This is a genomic window from Staphylococcus arlettae (genome assembly GCF_025560845.1).
GTDB lineage: Bacteria > Bacillota > Bacilli > Staphylococcales > Staphylococcaceae > Staphylococcus > Staphylococcus arlettae.
Window position 1 is genome coordinate 781,188 of the sequence record NZ_CP094803.1, and the last position, 14,771, is coordinate 795,958.

Below are 14,771 nucleotides of genomic sequence, written 5' to 3' on the forward strand. Positions count from 1 at the left end.
ACAGTAAAATTTTATATACTGTATGTAATAAACTATATTTATTTCTATAATGATTATATGGATTTAAGGAGAGAGAACATGTTGGATAAAAAGGAACTAGACAAGTATAATCAAGGTCACTTGGTAGAGTTCGAAAAGCTAATGAGTGCTAATGAAAAGGAAAAACTTAATGAAAAAGTTAAATCTTTAGATTTAGCAGAAATTCAGTCTTTATATGAGTCTTTATATCTTAATAAACAAATGATTAGCGATGTTTCTTCAGTTGATGAAGTAAAATATGAGAAAAGTAATGAATTATCAGATATTGAAAAAGCTCAATATGAGCAACAAGGTATCCAAGCGATAAAGAATGGTAAATTTGCTGTATTATTAATGGCTGGTGGACAAGGGACGCGTTTAGGTTATAAAGGACCTAAAGGTACTTTTGAAATCGAAGGTATAAGTTTGTTTGAGTTGCAAGCTCGCCAATTATTACAGTTAGCTGAACAGACTGGTACTACAATTGATTGGTATATTATGACTAGCAAATTAAATGATAGAGAAACACAATTGTTTTTTGAAGACCAGAACTATTTTGGTTATGATAGTGATCATGTATATTTCTTTAGGCAAGATGATGTAACGTGTTTAAACGAACATGGACAATTAGTCTTGGACGAAAATGGTGATATCTTAGAAACACCAAATGGTAACGGCGGCGTTTTTAAATCTTTAAATCAAGCTGGCTATTTAGACCAGATGAAAGAACGAGGCGTGGAATACATATTTTTAAATAATATTGATAATGTATTGGTAAAAGTATTAGATCCGTTGTTTGCAGGTTATACATATGCACATGAGAAAGATGTGACAACTAAATCTATTCAGCCACATGATGGTGAGAGTGTTGGACGTTTAGTAAATGTGGACCATAAAGATACTGTGTTTGAGTATTCGGAATTAGATGACTCAGTTGCTAATACTTTAAACAATGCCAATATCGGTATTCATGCGTTTAATTTATCATTTATACGTAATGTAGTAGATTATGAACTACCTTATCATTTAGCGATAAAAAATCTTAAGCAGTTAGATGAAGACTTTGGTGTGATTCAAGCACCAACATTAAAATTTGAACTTTTTTATTTTGATATTTTTAAATATGCGAATAGCTTTGTGACTTTACAAGTTAATAGGGATGAAGAATTTTCGCCATTAAAAAATAAAGAAGGTAAGGATAGTGTTGAAACAGCTACAGCCGATTTAAAACGCATGAATATTATAGACTAAGGACGGTAATGAGCATGACAGAATCTACAAATTCAAAGCATGATCATAAAATAATGGAAACATTTAAAGACATCATACCGTTGTCGTTTGGTGAAGAAATAGGTAACTCGGTGTCACATGGTTTAGCTGCGTTAATAACGTTATGTATTTTACCTTATGCTGCTGTGCGCAGTTATTTACATGGTGATGCATTACTATCATTTAGTGTTTCTGTATTCGTAATTAGTATATTTTTGATGTTTATTGCATCAACTGTGTATCATGCGATGGCAAATCAATCATCTCATAAGTACATTATGCGAATTATTGATCATAGTATGATTTATATTGCGATAACTGGTACTTATACGCCAATTTGCTTGTCACTAGTAGGTGGTTGGTTAGGATGGACAGCAATGATTATCTTATGGGGAATCACCTTATGGGGAATTTTATATAAATCACTAGCGAAAAAAGTAAATCATAAGCTAAGTTTAGCCATGTATTTAGTTATGGGCTGGGTAGGTGTATTATTTGTTCCTGTAATCATCATGAAAACATCCGTGATATTTATGTTATTTATTTTATTAGGTGGTTTAGCTTATACCGGTGGTGCATGGTTCTATGCACAAAAAAATCGACCATATTTCCATATGATTTGGCATATTTTTATTGTGATAGCTGCAGCATTTCATTTTATAGGTATTGTATATTTTATGTAATTATTAAATAGGTTTATGAGCCTGTTTATTGAATAGAAAGAGAAAGTAATCAAAGCGTTGTATTTTGATTACTTTCTCTTTTTTCGTTAATTGAATAATTAAATTAGGAAAAAACTATTAGTGAAATATATGATTAATTAACGTAAAATACCTTTATAATAAATTAAAGAGGTTACTATTTGATTATAAAAAGAAATAAATTTATTGGTAAAGTGAGGCATTGATATGAATTTGAAGTCTTGTGGTATTGTCATCGCACTTGTGTTAATTATGTTTATGTCTGCGATAGAAACTTCAATTGTGTCATTAGCATTACCTACAATGAAAGTAGAGTTCAATGTTACATCTGAGATTTCACTTATTTTTGCTGTATATTTTATGGCTATTGTAATTGCTAATCCAATAGTTGGAGAATTGTTAGACAGGTATAAAATAATTTATATTACAGTTAGCGGTTTGTGCTTGTTTATGCTGGGCAGTTTATTGGCTGGAATAAGTCAAACGTTTATTATACTTGTGTTATCAAGACTTATTCAGGGATTAGGTGCAGGCGTAATGATGGCATTGGGGCAAATTGTACCTAAATTAGCTTTTGAAATACCGTTAAGATATAAAATAATGGGTGTTATCGGAAGCGTCTGGGGTATCTCTAGTATTATAGGGCCAGTATTAGGTGGTGCTATATTGGAATTTGCTACTTGGCATTGGCTATTCTTTGTGAATATACCTATAGCAATTTTGGCAATTATACTAGTAATTGTTACCTTTAATTTTGATAACGAACAAACTCAGTCCAAAGATACAGATTTTAAAGGTATGACCCTTTTTTATCTGTTGATTTTCGTCTTTTTATCAGCTGTCATGAGCCGTTTCGCGTGGGAGATTAATCTTACTTTGCTATTCATTACAGTGATTGTAGGTTACTTGTTATTCAAATATGAACACAAGATACAATCTCCATTCGTTCCTGTGTCTGAATTTAATCCAACTATCATTGTAATTTTTGTTACAGATTTTATCTATGCAATGATGTTAATGGGGTATAATTTATATATGCCAATTTACTTGCAAGAGCAATTACACTTATCCCCATTACAAAGTGGCTTTATAATATTTCCAATTTCTATTGCATGGTTAGCATTAAACTTCACCTTAGGCACTATTGAAGCTCATTTTACTAGAAAAGGTTTATATTTATTCGCGTTTACTATGTTATATGTATGTGGTGTGTTGATAATATTAGGCACACATATGCCTGTTTTTATAGCAGGGAGCTTGTTATTTGCAGGTGTCAGTTTTGGAATTGTTTATACTAAAGATAGCGTTATTACTCAAGAGGAAACAGATCCATCATATATGAAACGAATGATGTCATTATATACTTTGATTAAAAGTTTAGGGAGTTCAATTGGCGCTACACTTATGGGTATTATATATGCGATGGAAATAAGCTATGTGCAATTACATATACATAATATTATTTATGCAACATTTATATTTTTAACTGTGCTAGTTATTTTATGGGTGTCGCTAAATCAAAGAATAAAAAAATAAGTTAGAACAATATTTTGATGGTAGTTATTATTCATGGTTATAATTATTTGTATTTATAACTTTAGTTAGTTTTACTTTGCGTGTTAGTATATATTATGCAATAAGCCGATTAATGATTAATTAAGATTTACATTTGAATTGTAGTGACTAAAACTAGGAGGGCAAGAAATGCAATGAAGTTTATAAGATACTTTTTAACAACATTAATTGTTCTCACAATTTTTATCCTCTCCGGCGCAATTTTCTTGTCCTTTTTAGGTTTTGGTTTATTTGGATTAAGTCGAATTCTTATTTATCTACAATTGGCGGATTTTGGATATAATAAAGGTTTTTATGATAATTTGATTTACTATGGTAGTTATATCGTATTTGGTTACTTTACGTTATTTGCCATAGAGAATTTAATGGACTATTTTCGCAAAAAATTACATGATAGTCCATATTTTCAAGGGTTCACGTATCATTTAATAACATTTGTAGTAACAACGATGCTTTTTTATTTTGTAGTGCATATACATTATAGTTATATCAATATAGATTTTTGGGTTCTTGTTGTTATTATAGGTATTTTATTCATATGTAAAGAAGTGTTTTATCCTGATAGCGAAGACTTAAATAGTAAAAAATAAAATTTTTTAGGTATTTTAATTTTGCTTTGCTAACGAAATGAGGTAGCAATTAAATTTTAATAAGAGCTAAGGAGTGAATTTATGACTGGATCAAGTATTACTAAATCTATTAGAAATATGATTGTAGCAGTAATGGTTGTCAGTGCATTTGTAACAATCCTTAATCAAACACTATTAAATACTGCCTTACCTCAAATTATGAAGGGATTAGACATTACAGAAAACACATCACAAATGAGTTAATTCAACGTCAAGCATTGGCAGCAGGTGTTGATTTTACGTTTGCTATTGTGACAGGCTTAGTTATAATAGGCTTCATTTTGGCATTGTTTATTCGTGAAGATAGAGAAGCGGTAAATAATAGAGAAATATAATTATAAAATTAAAGCAGTTAGCTCGATACCAAAGAAATATTGAGCTAACTGCTTTTGTTGATAAAAAATAAACTATATACTTAATTTGAATTATCTTGAACAAATACAACTTACTTTTTGTTAGAATATATGTATGATTACATAAATTGAGGGGGACTTGCTGTGTTAACAGTAGAAGAAGTAAAATCTCTTGTTGGAAAAGTTAAAGATCCAATATTAGATGTACCATTAGAAGAAACAAAAGGGATTGTCAATGTAACAATCAAAGAAGAAATTGCACATGTAAGTGTGAAAATTGCTATTGCTCAATTAGGAGGACAACCGCAGTTAGATTTACAAATGGCTATTGTAGAAGTATTGAAAGAAAACGGAGCGAACACAGTTGGTATACGTTTTGAAGAATTACCTGCAGAAACAGTGGAATCTTATAGAGGTACATCTAAAGATCAACCACAAACAATAGAAGGTTTATTGTCTAAAGACAACCCTGTAGAGTTTATCGCAATTGCTTCAGGTAAAGGGGGCGTTGGTAAATCTACTGTAGCTGTAAACCTTGCAGTTTCATTGGCAAGAGAAGGGAAAAAAGTAGGTTTAGTCGACGCAGATATTTATGGATTTAGCGTACCAGATATGATGGGAATAGATGAAAGACCAGGTGTCGATGGCAAAGAAATTATTCCGGTAGAGCGTCACGGCGTTAAAGTTATATCTATGGCCTTTTTCGTTGAAGAAAATGCACCAGTAATATGGAGAGGGCCAATGTTAGGTAAAATGTTGACTAACTTCTTTACTGAAGTAAGATGGGGAGATCTAGATTATTTAATTTTAGATCTACCACCAGGTACTGGTGATGTTGCACTAGATGTACATACAATGTTGCCATCTAGTAAGGAAATAATTGTATCAACGCCACATCCAACTGCAGCATTTGTTGCAGCACGTGCAGGTGCAATGGCTAAACATACCGAGCATTCTATTTTAGGTGTAATAGAAAATATGTCTTACTTTGAAAGTAAGGAAACCGGCAATAAAGAATATGTCTTTGGTACTGGTGGTGGAGAGAAGTTAGCTGATGAATTACAAACTGAGTTACTAGGACAGCTTCCACTGGAACAACCCTCATGGAATCCTAAAGACTTCTCACCATCAATTTATCAAACAGAAGATCGACTAGGTAAAATTTATCAAGATATCGCTCAACAAATCATTGATAAAACAACCAAATAAAGCAGTGTAAAAACACACATATTTTTGTGTGTTTTTCTATTGCAATTTTTTGATTTGATGATACAATTATTTCTTGTGAGCCAAAAGAGATTGCAAGGCAGTTTCGTTAATTATTAGCTGACAAAAAATAATAAAAAGTTGTTGACTTGGTAGTCAAAACTTGATATTTTAAAAAAGTCGTAAAAAACAAAAAAATTATTAATTTTTAAATTTAAAAGTGTAAAATTGATGCTTGATGAATTTAAAATATAATATTAGAATTATAAAAGTAATATTAATTACATGTTTGAAATATTAATTCTTTGTTGACAAACATAAATTGATATGTTAACATTGTAAAGCAAGTATGAATGAACATTGAAAACTGAATCGCAATATGTCAACGTTAATTCCAAACACAACGACAACGATCGTTGGTTTAAACGTGTTAGAGATAACACACAATTAGTATTTTATGAGCTAATCAAACATCATAATTTTTTATGGAGAGTTTGATCCTGGCTCAGGATGAACGCTGGCGGCGTGCCTAATACATGCAAGTCGAGCGAACAGATAAGGAGCTTGCTCCTTTGACGTTAGCGGCGGACGGGTGAGTAACACGTGGGTAACCTACCTATAAGACTGGAATAACTCTGGGAAACCGGGGCTAATGCCGGATAACATTTAGAACCGCATGGTTCTAAAGTGAAAGATGGTTTTGCTATCACTTATAGATGGACCCGCGCCGTATTAGCTAGTTGGTAAGGTAATGGCTTACCAAGGCAACGATACGTAGCCGACCTGAGAGGGTGATCGGCCACACTGGAACTGAGACACGGTCCAGACTCCTACGGGAGGCAGCAGTAGGGAATCTTCCGCAATGGGCGAAAGCCTGACGGAGCAACGCCGCGTGAGTGATGAAGGGTTTCGGCTCGTAAAACTCTGTTATTAGGGAAGAACAAACGTGTAAGTAACTGTGCACGTCTTGACGGTACCTAATCAGAAAGCCACGGCTAACTACGTGCCAGCAGCCGCGGTAATACGTAGGTGGCAAGCGTTATCCGGAATTATTGGGCGTAAAGCGCGCGTAGGCGGTTTCTTAAGTCTGATGTGAAAGCCCACGGCTCAACCGTGGAGGGTCATTGGAAACTGGGAGACTTGAGTGCAGAAGAGGAAAGTGGAATTCCATGTGTAGCGGTGAAATGCGCAGAGATATGGAGGAACACCAGTGGCGAAGGCGACTTTCTGGTCTGTAACTGACGCTGATGTGCGAAAGCGTGGGGATCAAACAGGATTAGATACCCTGGTAGTCCACGCCGTAAACGATGAGTGCTAAGTGTTAGGGGGTTTCCGCCCCTTAGTGCTGCAGCTAACGCATTAAGCACTCCGCCTGGGGAGTACGACCGCAAGGTTGAAACTCAAAGGAATTGACGGGGACCCGCACAAGCGGTGGAGCATGTGGTTTAATTCGAAGCAACGCGAAGAACCTTACCAAATCTTGACATCCTTTGACCACTCTAGAGATAGAGCTTTCCCCTTCGGGGGACAAAGTGACAGGTGGTGCATGGTTGTCGTCAGCTCGTGTCGTGAGATGTTGGGTTAAGTCCCGCAACGAGCGCAACCCTTAAACTTAGTTGCCAGCATTTAGTTGGGCACTCTAGGTTGACTGCCGGTGACAAACCGGAGGAAGGTGGGGATGACGTCAAATCATCATGCCCCTTATGATTTGGGCTACACACGTGCTACAATGGACAATACAAAGGGCAGCTAAACCGCGAGGTCATGCAAATCCCATAAAGTTGTTCTCAGTTCGGATTGTAGTCTGCAACTCGACTACATGAAGCTGGAATCGCTAGTAATCGTAGATCAGCATGCTACGGTGAATACGTTCCCGGGTCTTGTACACACCGCCCGTCACACCACGAGAGTTTGTAACACCCGAAGCCGGTGGAGTAACCATTTATGGAGCTAGCCGTCGAAGGTGGGACAAATGATTGGGGTGAAGTCGTAACAAGGTAGCCGTATCGGAAGGTGCGGCTGGATCACCTCCTTTCTAAGGATATATTCGGAACAACTTCTACGAAGTTGAAAAGGAATAACATTGACATATTGTATTCAGTTTTGAATGCTCATAATTTGAGGATTCAACATAAATTGTACATTGAAAACTAGATAAGTAAGTAAAATATAGATTTTACCAAGCAAAACCGAGTGAATTAAAGTTTGAAAAAGCTTGAATTCAAAACAAATAATCGCTAGTGTTCGAAAGAACACTCACAGATTAATAACATTTTGGGTTTAAATGAAACAATGTTTGATTTAAACAAACGATTAAGTTATTAAGGGCGCACGGTGGATGCCTTGGCACTAGAAGCCGATGAAGGACGTTACTAACGACGATATGCTTTGGGGAGCTGTAAGTAAGCTGTGATCCAGAGATTTCCGAATGGGGAAACCCAGCACGAGTTATGTCGTGTTATCGACATGTGAATATATATCATGTCTGAAGGCATACCCGGAGAACTGAAACATCTTAGTACCCGGAGGAAGAGAAAGAAAAATCGATTCCCTGAGTAGCGGCGAGCGAAACGGGAAGAGCCCAAACCAATAAGCTTGCTTATTGGGGTTGTAGGACACTCTATACGGAGTTACAAATGTATAAATTAGACGAATTATCTGGAAAGATAAATCAAAGAAGGTAATAATCCTGTAGTCGAAAATTTATACACTCTTGAGTGGATCCTGAGTACGACGGAGCACGTGGAATTCCGTCGGAATCCGGGAGGACCATCTCCCAAGGCTAAATACTCTCTAGTGACCGATAGTGAACCAGTACCGTGAGGGAAAGGTGAAAAGTACCCCGGAAGGGGAGTGAAAGAGAACTTGAAACCGTGTGCTTACAAGTAGTCAGAGCCCGTTAATGGGTGATGGCGTGCCTTTTGTAGAATGAACCGGCGAGTTACGATCTGATGCAAGGTTAAGCAGCAAATGTGGAGCCGCAGCGAAAGCGAGTCTGAATAGGGCGTTGAGTATTTGGTCGTAGACCCGAAACCAGGTGATCTACCCATGACCAGGCTGAAGTTCAGGTAACACTGAATGGAGGGCCGAACCGACTTACGTTGAAAAGTGAGCGGATGAGTTGTGGGTAGCGGAGAAATTCCAATCGAACCTGGAGATAGCTGGTTCTCTCCGAAATAGCTTTAGGGCTAGCCTCAAGTGATGATTATTGGAGGTAGAGCACTGTTTGGACGAGGGGCCCTTCTCGGGTTACCGAATTCAGACAAACTCCGAATGCCAATCAATTTAACTTGGGAGTCAGAACATGGGTGATAAGGTCCGTGTTCGAAAGGGAAACAGCCCAGACCACCAGCTAAGGTCCCAAAATATATGTTAAGTGGAAAAGGATGTGGCGTTGCCCAGACAACTAGGATGTTGGCTTAGAAGCAGCCATCATTTAAAGAGTGCGTAATAGCTCACTAGTCGAGTGACACTGCGCCGAAAATGTACCGGGGCTAAACATATTACCGAAGCTGTGGATTGTCCGTAGGACAATGGTAGGAGAGCGTTCTAAGGGCGTTGAAGCATGATCGCAAGGACATGTGGAGCGCTTAGAAGTGAGAATGCCGGTGTGAGTAGCGAAAGACGGGTGAGAATCCCGTCCACCGATTGACTAAGGTTTCCAGAGGAAGGCTCGTCCGCTCTGGGTTAGTCGGGACCTAAGCTGAGGCCGAAAGGCGTAGGCGATGGACAACAGGTTGATATTCCTGTACCACCTCAATTCGTTTTAAGCGATGGGGGGACGCAGTAGGATAGGCGAAGCGTACGATTGGATTGTACGTCCAAGCAGTAAGACTGAGTATTAGGCAAATCCGGTACTCATTAAGGTCAAGCTGTGATGGGGAGAGGAATTTATTCCTCGAGTCGTTGATTTCACACTGCCAAGAAAATCCTCTAGCTAGAATTATGGTGCCCGTACCGCAAACCGACACAGGTAGTCAAGATGAGAATTCTAAGGTGAGCGAGCGAACTCTCGTTAAGGAACTCGGCAAAATGACCCCGTAACTTCGGGAGAAGGGGTGCTTTCTAGGGTTCACGCCCAGGAAAGCCGCAGTGAATAGGCCCAAGCGACTGTTTATCAAAAACACAGGTCTCTGCTAAACCGTAAGGTGATGTATAGGGGCTGACGCCTGCCCGGTGCTGGAAGGTTAAGAGGAGTGGTTAGCTTCTGCGAAGCTACGAATCGAAGCCCCAGTAAACGGCGGCCGTAACTATAACGGTCCTAAGGTAGCGAAATTCCTTGTCGGGTAAGTTCCGACCCGCACGAAAGGCGTAACGATTTGGGCACTGTCTCAACGAGAGACTCGGTGAAATCATAGTACCTGTGAAGATGCAGGTTACCCGCGACAGGACGGAAAGACCCCGTGGAGCTTTACTGTAGTCTGATATTGAAATTCGGCACAGCTTGTACAGGATAGGTAGGAGCCTTAGATACGTGAGCGCTAGCTTACGTGGAGGCGTTGGTGGGATACTACCCTCGCTGTGTTGGATTTCTAACCCGCACCATTGATCATGGTGGGAGACAGTGTCAGATGGACAGTTTGACTGGGGCGGTCGCCTCCTAAAGAGTAACGGAGGCGCTCAAAGGTTCCCTCAGAATGGTTGGAAATCATTCACAGAGTGTAAAGGCATAAGGGAGCTTGACTGCGAGACTTACAAGTCGAGCAGGGTCGAAAGACGGACTTAGTGATCCGGTGGTTCCGCATGGAAGGGCCATCGCTCAACGGATAAAAGCTACCCCGGGGATAACAGGCTTATCTCCCCCAAGAGTTCACATCGACGGGGAGGTTTGGCACCTCGATGTCGGCTCATCGCATCCTGGGGCTGTAGTCGATCCCAAGGGTTGGGCTGTTCGCCCATTAAAGCGGTACGCGAGCTGGGTTCAGAACGTCGTGAGACAGTTCGGTCCCTATCCGTCGTGGGCGTAGGAAATTTGAGAGGAGCTGTCCTTAGTACGAGAGGACCGGGATGGACATACCTCTGGTGTACCAGTTGTCGTGCCAACGGCATCGCTGGGTAGCTATGTATGGACGGGATAAGTGCTGAAAGCATCTAAGCATGAAGCCCCCCTCAAGATGAGATTTCCCAACTTCGGTTATAAGATCCCTCAAAGATGATGAGGTTAATAGGTTCGAGGTGGAAGCATAGTGATATGTGGAGCTGACGAATACTAATCGATCGAAGACTTAATCAATTTTAATAGGTTTTACTTGGTTTAGTTATTTTACTTACTATCTAGTTTTGAATGTATAACTACATTCACATACATTGTCTGGTGACAATGGCAAGGAGGTCACACCTGTTCCCATGCCGAACACAGAAGTTAAGCTCCTTAGCGCCGATGGTAGTTGGATTTACATCCCGCTAGAGTAGGACGTTGCCAGGCATTGTAATAAAATTATTCCACAGTAGCTCAGTGGTAGAGCTATCGGCTGTTAACCGATCGGTCGTAGGTTCGAGTCCTACCTGTGGAGCCATATGGCCCCGTGGTCAAGCGGTTAAGACACCGCCCTTTCACGGCGGTAACACGGGTTCGAGTCCCGTCGGGGTCATTACATATTGGAGAATTAGCTCAGCTGGGAGAGCATCTGCCTTACAAGCAGAGGGTCGGCGGTTCGAATCCGTCATTCTCCACCATTTTTATTTTTATAATGTCGGAGGGGTAGCGAAGTGGCTAAACGCGGCGGACTGTAAATCCGCTCCTTCGGGTTCGGCAGTTCGAATCTGCCCCCCTCCACCATTAATGGGCTATAGCCAAGCGGTAAGGCAACGGACTTTGACTCCGTCACGCGCTGGTTCGAATCCAGCTAGCCCAGCCATTAGAGCCATTAGCTCAGTTGGTAGAGCATCTGACTTTTAATCAGAGGGTCAGAGGTTCGAATCCTCTATGGCTCACTATTGAAGAAGTACTTTCTTATGAAAGTACTTCTTTTTTTATGAAATTTTATATACATTTTCTTTGATAAAATATACATAAATGTTGTATATAGTGAATGTTAAATCAAAATTATGATTTTATATGTATTTTGCCTGTCATGTCGGGCTTTCTCAGTACTAAGAAAACTTGAAAGATAGTTAATGATAACGTATTCTTATATTAAATTCTTTACAAAGGGGTTATGAGAATATGAAGAACATACATATTATTGGAGCACCATCTACATTTGGACAAAGAAAATTAGGGGTGAACTTTGGACCGGATGCTTTGAGATATGCTGGACTAGTAGAGCGACTTAAAAATATAGGTCATTCAGTAGAAGATAAAGGAAATATTGCCGTTCCTGCTGTTGACGTTGAAAAATTCAAAGGTAAACAAGAAGGATTACGCAATTTAAATGAAATTATTGAGGTTTCTGAAAATTTAAGTAATGCAGTTTCTAGCAGTATAAAAAATCAAGCTTTTCCACTTATCATTGGTGGGGATCATTCTATTGCTATTGGTTCTATATCAGGGGTCAGTCAACATTATGAAAATTTGGGTATTATATGGTACGATGCCCATGGTGATTTAAATATTCCTGAAGAATCTCCATCAGGGAATATCCACGGTATGCCTTTAAGGGTATTGCTAGGGGATGGCGATAAACAATTAGTGAATATCTCTGGTTATGCACCTAAAGTGAAACCTGAAAATATTGTATTAATAGGTATGAGAGACTTAGATGTTGGTGAGCGTGACTTTATCAGAGAAAATAATATCAAAACTTATACTATGGCTGATATTGATAGAAACGGTATTAAGCAAGTAATGGAAGAATCAGTATCTTATCTAAAAGACAAAACAGATGGAATTCACCTGTCACTAGATGTTGATGCACTTGATCCAGTGGAAACACCTGGTACAGGTACTAAGGTATTAGGTGGACTTACATACAGAGAAAGCCATTTTGCTTTAGAAATGCTGCACAATACTAATTTGATTACATCAATGGATGTTGTAGAAGTAAATCCATTAATTGATCAAAACAATCACACAGCTGAACAAGCTGTCTGTTTAATGGGTAGTTTCTTCGGAGAAACTTTATTATAGTAAGTGCAAAAGACGTTTATGATGAATCAACTTTTCATCATAAACGTCTTTTATTGTTATCTTATTAAGGGTATAAATAATAAGATATAATTTTGATAAATAATTAATTTAATGTCAAAGTTATTTATATAATGAACAGGCATGATATGACAGGCTAAGCGAAGATTGGTATAATACATATTATGGGATTAGAATACCGGAGGAGATGTTATGGATTTATCCAGCTTATTTGATAATTGGAACACTGTTAAAATAATAACAAGTGTACTAGACTTACTAATCGTATGGTACGTACTTTATCTTCTCATTACAGTATTTAAAGGTACAAAGGCCATTCAATTATTAAAAGGAATTATCGTAATAGTAATCGGACAACAAATAAGTAAAATGTTGAGCTTAACGGCAACATCGCGCTTGTTCGATATAGTTATTCAATGGGGGGTATTAGCATTAATTGTTATCTTCCAACCAGAAATTAGAAGAGCTTTGGAGCAGCTAGGCCGAGGTAGTTTATTTAAGCGCTATGGTAGTAATATTAACAGTGATGAAAATAAACTCATAGTAGCTGTATCAAAAGCAGTGCAATATATGGCGAAAAGACGTATTGGTGCTTTAATTGTTTTTGAAAAAAATACTGGTTTACAAGATTATATAGAAACTGGTATTCCAATGAATTCCAATATTTCTCAAGAATTGTTAACAAATGTTTTCATTCCAAATACACCGTTGCATGATGGTGCTATGATTATTCAAGAAAATAAAATCGCCAGTGCGGCATGCTATTTGCCTCTATCAGACAGTGCTAAAATTGCTAAAAGCCTAGGTACGCGACATAGAGCAGCTGTTGGTATATCAGAAGTATCAGATGCGTTTACTGTTATTGTATCCGAAGAAACAGGATCTATTTCAGTAACATTTGATGGCAAATTACGTAAAGATATATCCACTGAAGCATTTGAAGAATTATTGGCAGAACATTGGTTTGGTTCACACTTACAACAGAAAGGTGTGAAATAATATGTTGGAAAGTAAATGGGGTTTACGCTTAATTGCTTTAGCTCTCGCTGTGTTTTTCTTTTTATCTGCAAATAATGTGTTTGGAAATATGTTTAATGCAGACAAATTTAGTCAAAAGACAACAGAGACACTTCAAGATGTTCCAGTGGAAGTAAAATATAATAGTAATAAATTATATGCTAGTAAAGTACCTGAAACAGTTGATGTAGAAATATCTGGTCCACAGTCGCAAATTTTAAAAGCTGAAAATGGACAAAATATCAAAGTAACACTTGATTTAAACAGTGAAAAATCTGGACGACATACAACACAGTTTAAAGTTCATGGCTTAAACAAAGATATAGATTATGATGTGAAGCCTAAAGAGGCTACTGTTAACTTAGAAGAAAAAGTAACGAAAAACTTAAAAGTTGAGCCAGATGTAAGTAGTAATGATGTCGATGCAGATTATAAAGTGAGTGAACAATCTGTTTCTCCTGATACTGTGAAAGTAACAGGAGGACAAGATCAAATTGATAAAATTGCGTACTTGAAAGCAACGTATAAAAATAATAGTAAAATTAGTAAAGATACAACTGATGTTGCCAAAATCACAGCATTTGATAGAAACTTAAATAAATTAGATGTTTCTATTCAGCCAGAAGAAGTGAACTTAAGTGCTAAAGTAGAGCCATACAGTAAAAAGGTGAAAATTAAGACTAAAACAACTGGCAGTTTAGCAAATGGCAAAGAAATAGATGACATCGAATTAAGTGATAAAGAAGTAGAGGTTTTTGGTAACAGAAAAGAACTTGAAGATGTAGATGAGATAAAAGGTGAAATAGACTTAGATAATATATCAGAAACAACAGACAAGTCAGTACAGCTGGATGTTCCGGATGAAGTATCTAAAGTAGAACCTAATGACACTACTGCAAAAGTTATAGTTAAATAA

The 14,771-nt window shown here is 37.9% G+C and carries 8 protein-coding genes, 6 tRNA genes, 3 rRNA genes and 1 pseudogene; all 18 read left to right on the forward strand.

Going from position 1 to position 14,771, the window contains the following annotated elements; all coding sequences use genetic code 11:
- The first annotated feature begins 78 nt into the window (after positions 1-78).
- Positions 79-1,269: a UTP--glucose-1-phosphate uridylyltransferase gene (locus MUA37_RS03660; protein WP_002509232.1), complete on the forward strand. Its 1,191-nt coding sequence runs from the start codon at positions 79-81 to the stop codon at positions 1,267-1,269.
- A gap of 14 nt (positions 1,270-1,283) precedes the next feature.
- Positions 1,284-1,970 (forward strand): PAQR family membrane homeostasis protein TrhA, encoded by a 687-nt coding sequence (trhA, locus tag MUA37_RS03665; RefSeq protein WP_002509231.1) that lies wholly within the window; start codon positions 1,284-1,286, stop codon positions 1,968-1,970.
- Positions 1,971-2,195: 225 nt separating this feature from the next.
- The gene (gene sdrM / locus MUA37_RS03670) at positions 2,196-3,524 is read left to right on the forward strand and encodes a multidrug efflux MFS transporter SdrM (RefSeq protein ID WP_002509230.1); all 1,329 of its coding nucleotides are present in this window, start codon (positions 2,196-2,198) and stop codon (positions 3,522-3,524) included.
- Between the two features lie 173 nt (positions 3,525-3,697).
- Positions 3,698-4,153 (forward strand): SepA family multidrug efflux transporter, encoded by a 456-nt coding sequence (locus MUA37_RS03675; protein WP_002509229.1) that lies wholly within the window; start codon positions 3,698-3,700, stop codon positions 4,151-4,153.
- Positions 4,154-4,234: 81 nt separating this feature from the next.
- A pseudogene (locus MUA37_RS03680) lies at positions 4,235-4,387 on the forward strand (MFS transporter); the annotation flags it as partial.
- A gap of 302 nt (positions 4,388-4,689) precedes the next feature.
- The gene (locus tag MUA37_RS03685) at positions 4,690-5,754 is read left to right on the forward strand and encodes an Mrp/NBP35 family ATP-binding protein (RefSeq protein ID WP_002509227.1); all 1,065 of its coding nucleotides are present in this window, start codon (positions 4,690-4,692) and stop codon (positions 5,752-5,754) included.
- 479 nt (positions 5,755-6,233) lie between these two features.
- Positions 6,234-7,786, forward strand: a 16S ribosomal RNA gene (locus MUA37_RS03690).
- Positions 7,787-8,062: 276 nt separating this feature from the next.
- Positions 8,063-10,984 (forward strand): 23S ribosomal RNA (locus tag MUA37_RS03695).
- Positions 10,985-11,061: 77 nt separating this feature from the next.
- Positions 11,062-11,176: ribosomal RNA gene (gene rrf, locus MUA37_RS03700) — 5S ribosomal RNA — on the forward strand.
- The 16S, 23S and 5S rRNA genes sit together here with 6 tRNA genes alongside, the layout of an rRNA operon.
- 16 nt (positions 11,177-11,192) lie before the next feature.
- Positions 11,193-11,267, forward strand: a tRNA-Asn gene (locus MUA37_RS03705).
- Between the two features lie 3 nt (positions 11,268-11,270).
- Positions 11,271-11,342: transfer RNA gene (locus MUA37_RS03710), tRNA-Glu, on the forward strand.
- A 9-nt stretch (positions 11,343-11,351) separates the two neighbouring features.
- Positions 11,352-11,427, forward strand: a tRNA-Val gene (locus MUA37_RS03715).
- A 19-nt stretch (positions 11,428-11,446) separates the two neighbouring features.
- Positions 11,447-11,530: transfer RNA gene (locus MUA37_RS03720), tRNA-Tyr, on the forward strand.
- A gap of 4 nt (positions 11,531-11,534) precedes the next feature.
- Positions 11,535-11,609, forward strand: a tRNA-Gln gene (locus MUA37_RS03725).
- Positions 11,610-11,612: 3 nt separating this feature from the next.
- Positions 11,613-11,685 (forward strand) — tRNA-Lys (locus MUA37_RS03730).
- Positions 11,686-11,917: 232 nt separating this feature from the next.
- A complete protein-coding gene (gene rocF / locus MUA37_RS03735; RefSeq protein WP_002510343.1) occupies positions 11,918-12,820 on the forward strand; it encodes an arginase in 903 nt (300 codons plus the stop codon).
- A 210-nt stretch (positions 12,821-13,030) separates the two neighbouring features.
- Positions 13,031-13,837: a diadenylate cyclase CdaA gene (gene cdaA, locus MUA37_RS03740; RefSeq protein ID WP_002510344.1), complete on the forward strand. Its 807-nt coding sequence runs from the start codon at positions 13,031-13,033 to the stop codon at positions 13,835-13,837.
- A 1-nt stretch (position 13,838) separates the two neighbouring features.
- Positions 13,839-14,771: a CdaR family protein gene (locus MUA37_RS03745; RefSeq protein WP_002510345.1), complete on the forward strand. Its 933-nt coding sequence runs from the start codon at positions 13,839-13,841 to the stop codon at positions 14,769-14,771.

Coding starts and splice junctions, on each gene's coding strand:
- MUA37_RS03745 (WP_002510345.1), top strand. CDS start 13,839: ATGTTGGAAAGTAAATGGGGTTTACGCTTAATTGCTTTAGCTCTCGCT.
- MUA37_RS03660 (WP_002509232.1), top strand. CDS start 79: ATGTTGGATAAAAAGGAACTAGACAAGTATAATCAAGGTCACTTGGTA.
- trhA (WP_002509231.1), top strand. CDS start 1,284: ATGACAGAATCTACAAATTCAAAGCATGATCATAAAATAATGGAAACA.
- MUA37_RS03675 (WP_002509229.1), top strand. CDS start 3,698: ATGAAGTTTATAAGATACTTTTTAACAACATTAATTGTTCTCACAATT.
- cdaA (WP_002510344.1), top strand. CDS start 13,031: ATGGATTTATCCAGCTTATTTGATAATTGGAACACTGTTAAAATAATA.
- sdrM (WP_002509230.1), top strand. CDS start 2,196: ATGAATTTGAAGTCTTGTGGTATTGTCATCGCACTTGTGTTAATTATG.
- rocF (WP_002510343.1), top strand. CDS start 11,918: ATGAAGAACATACATATTATTGGAGCACCATCTACATTTGGACAAAGA.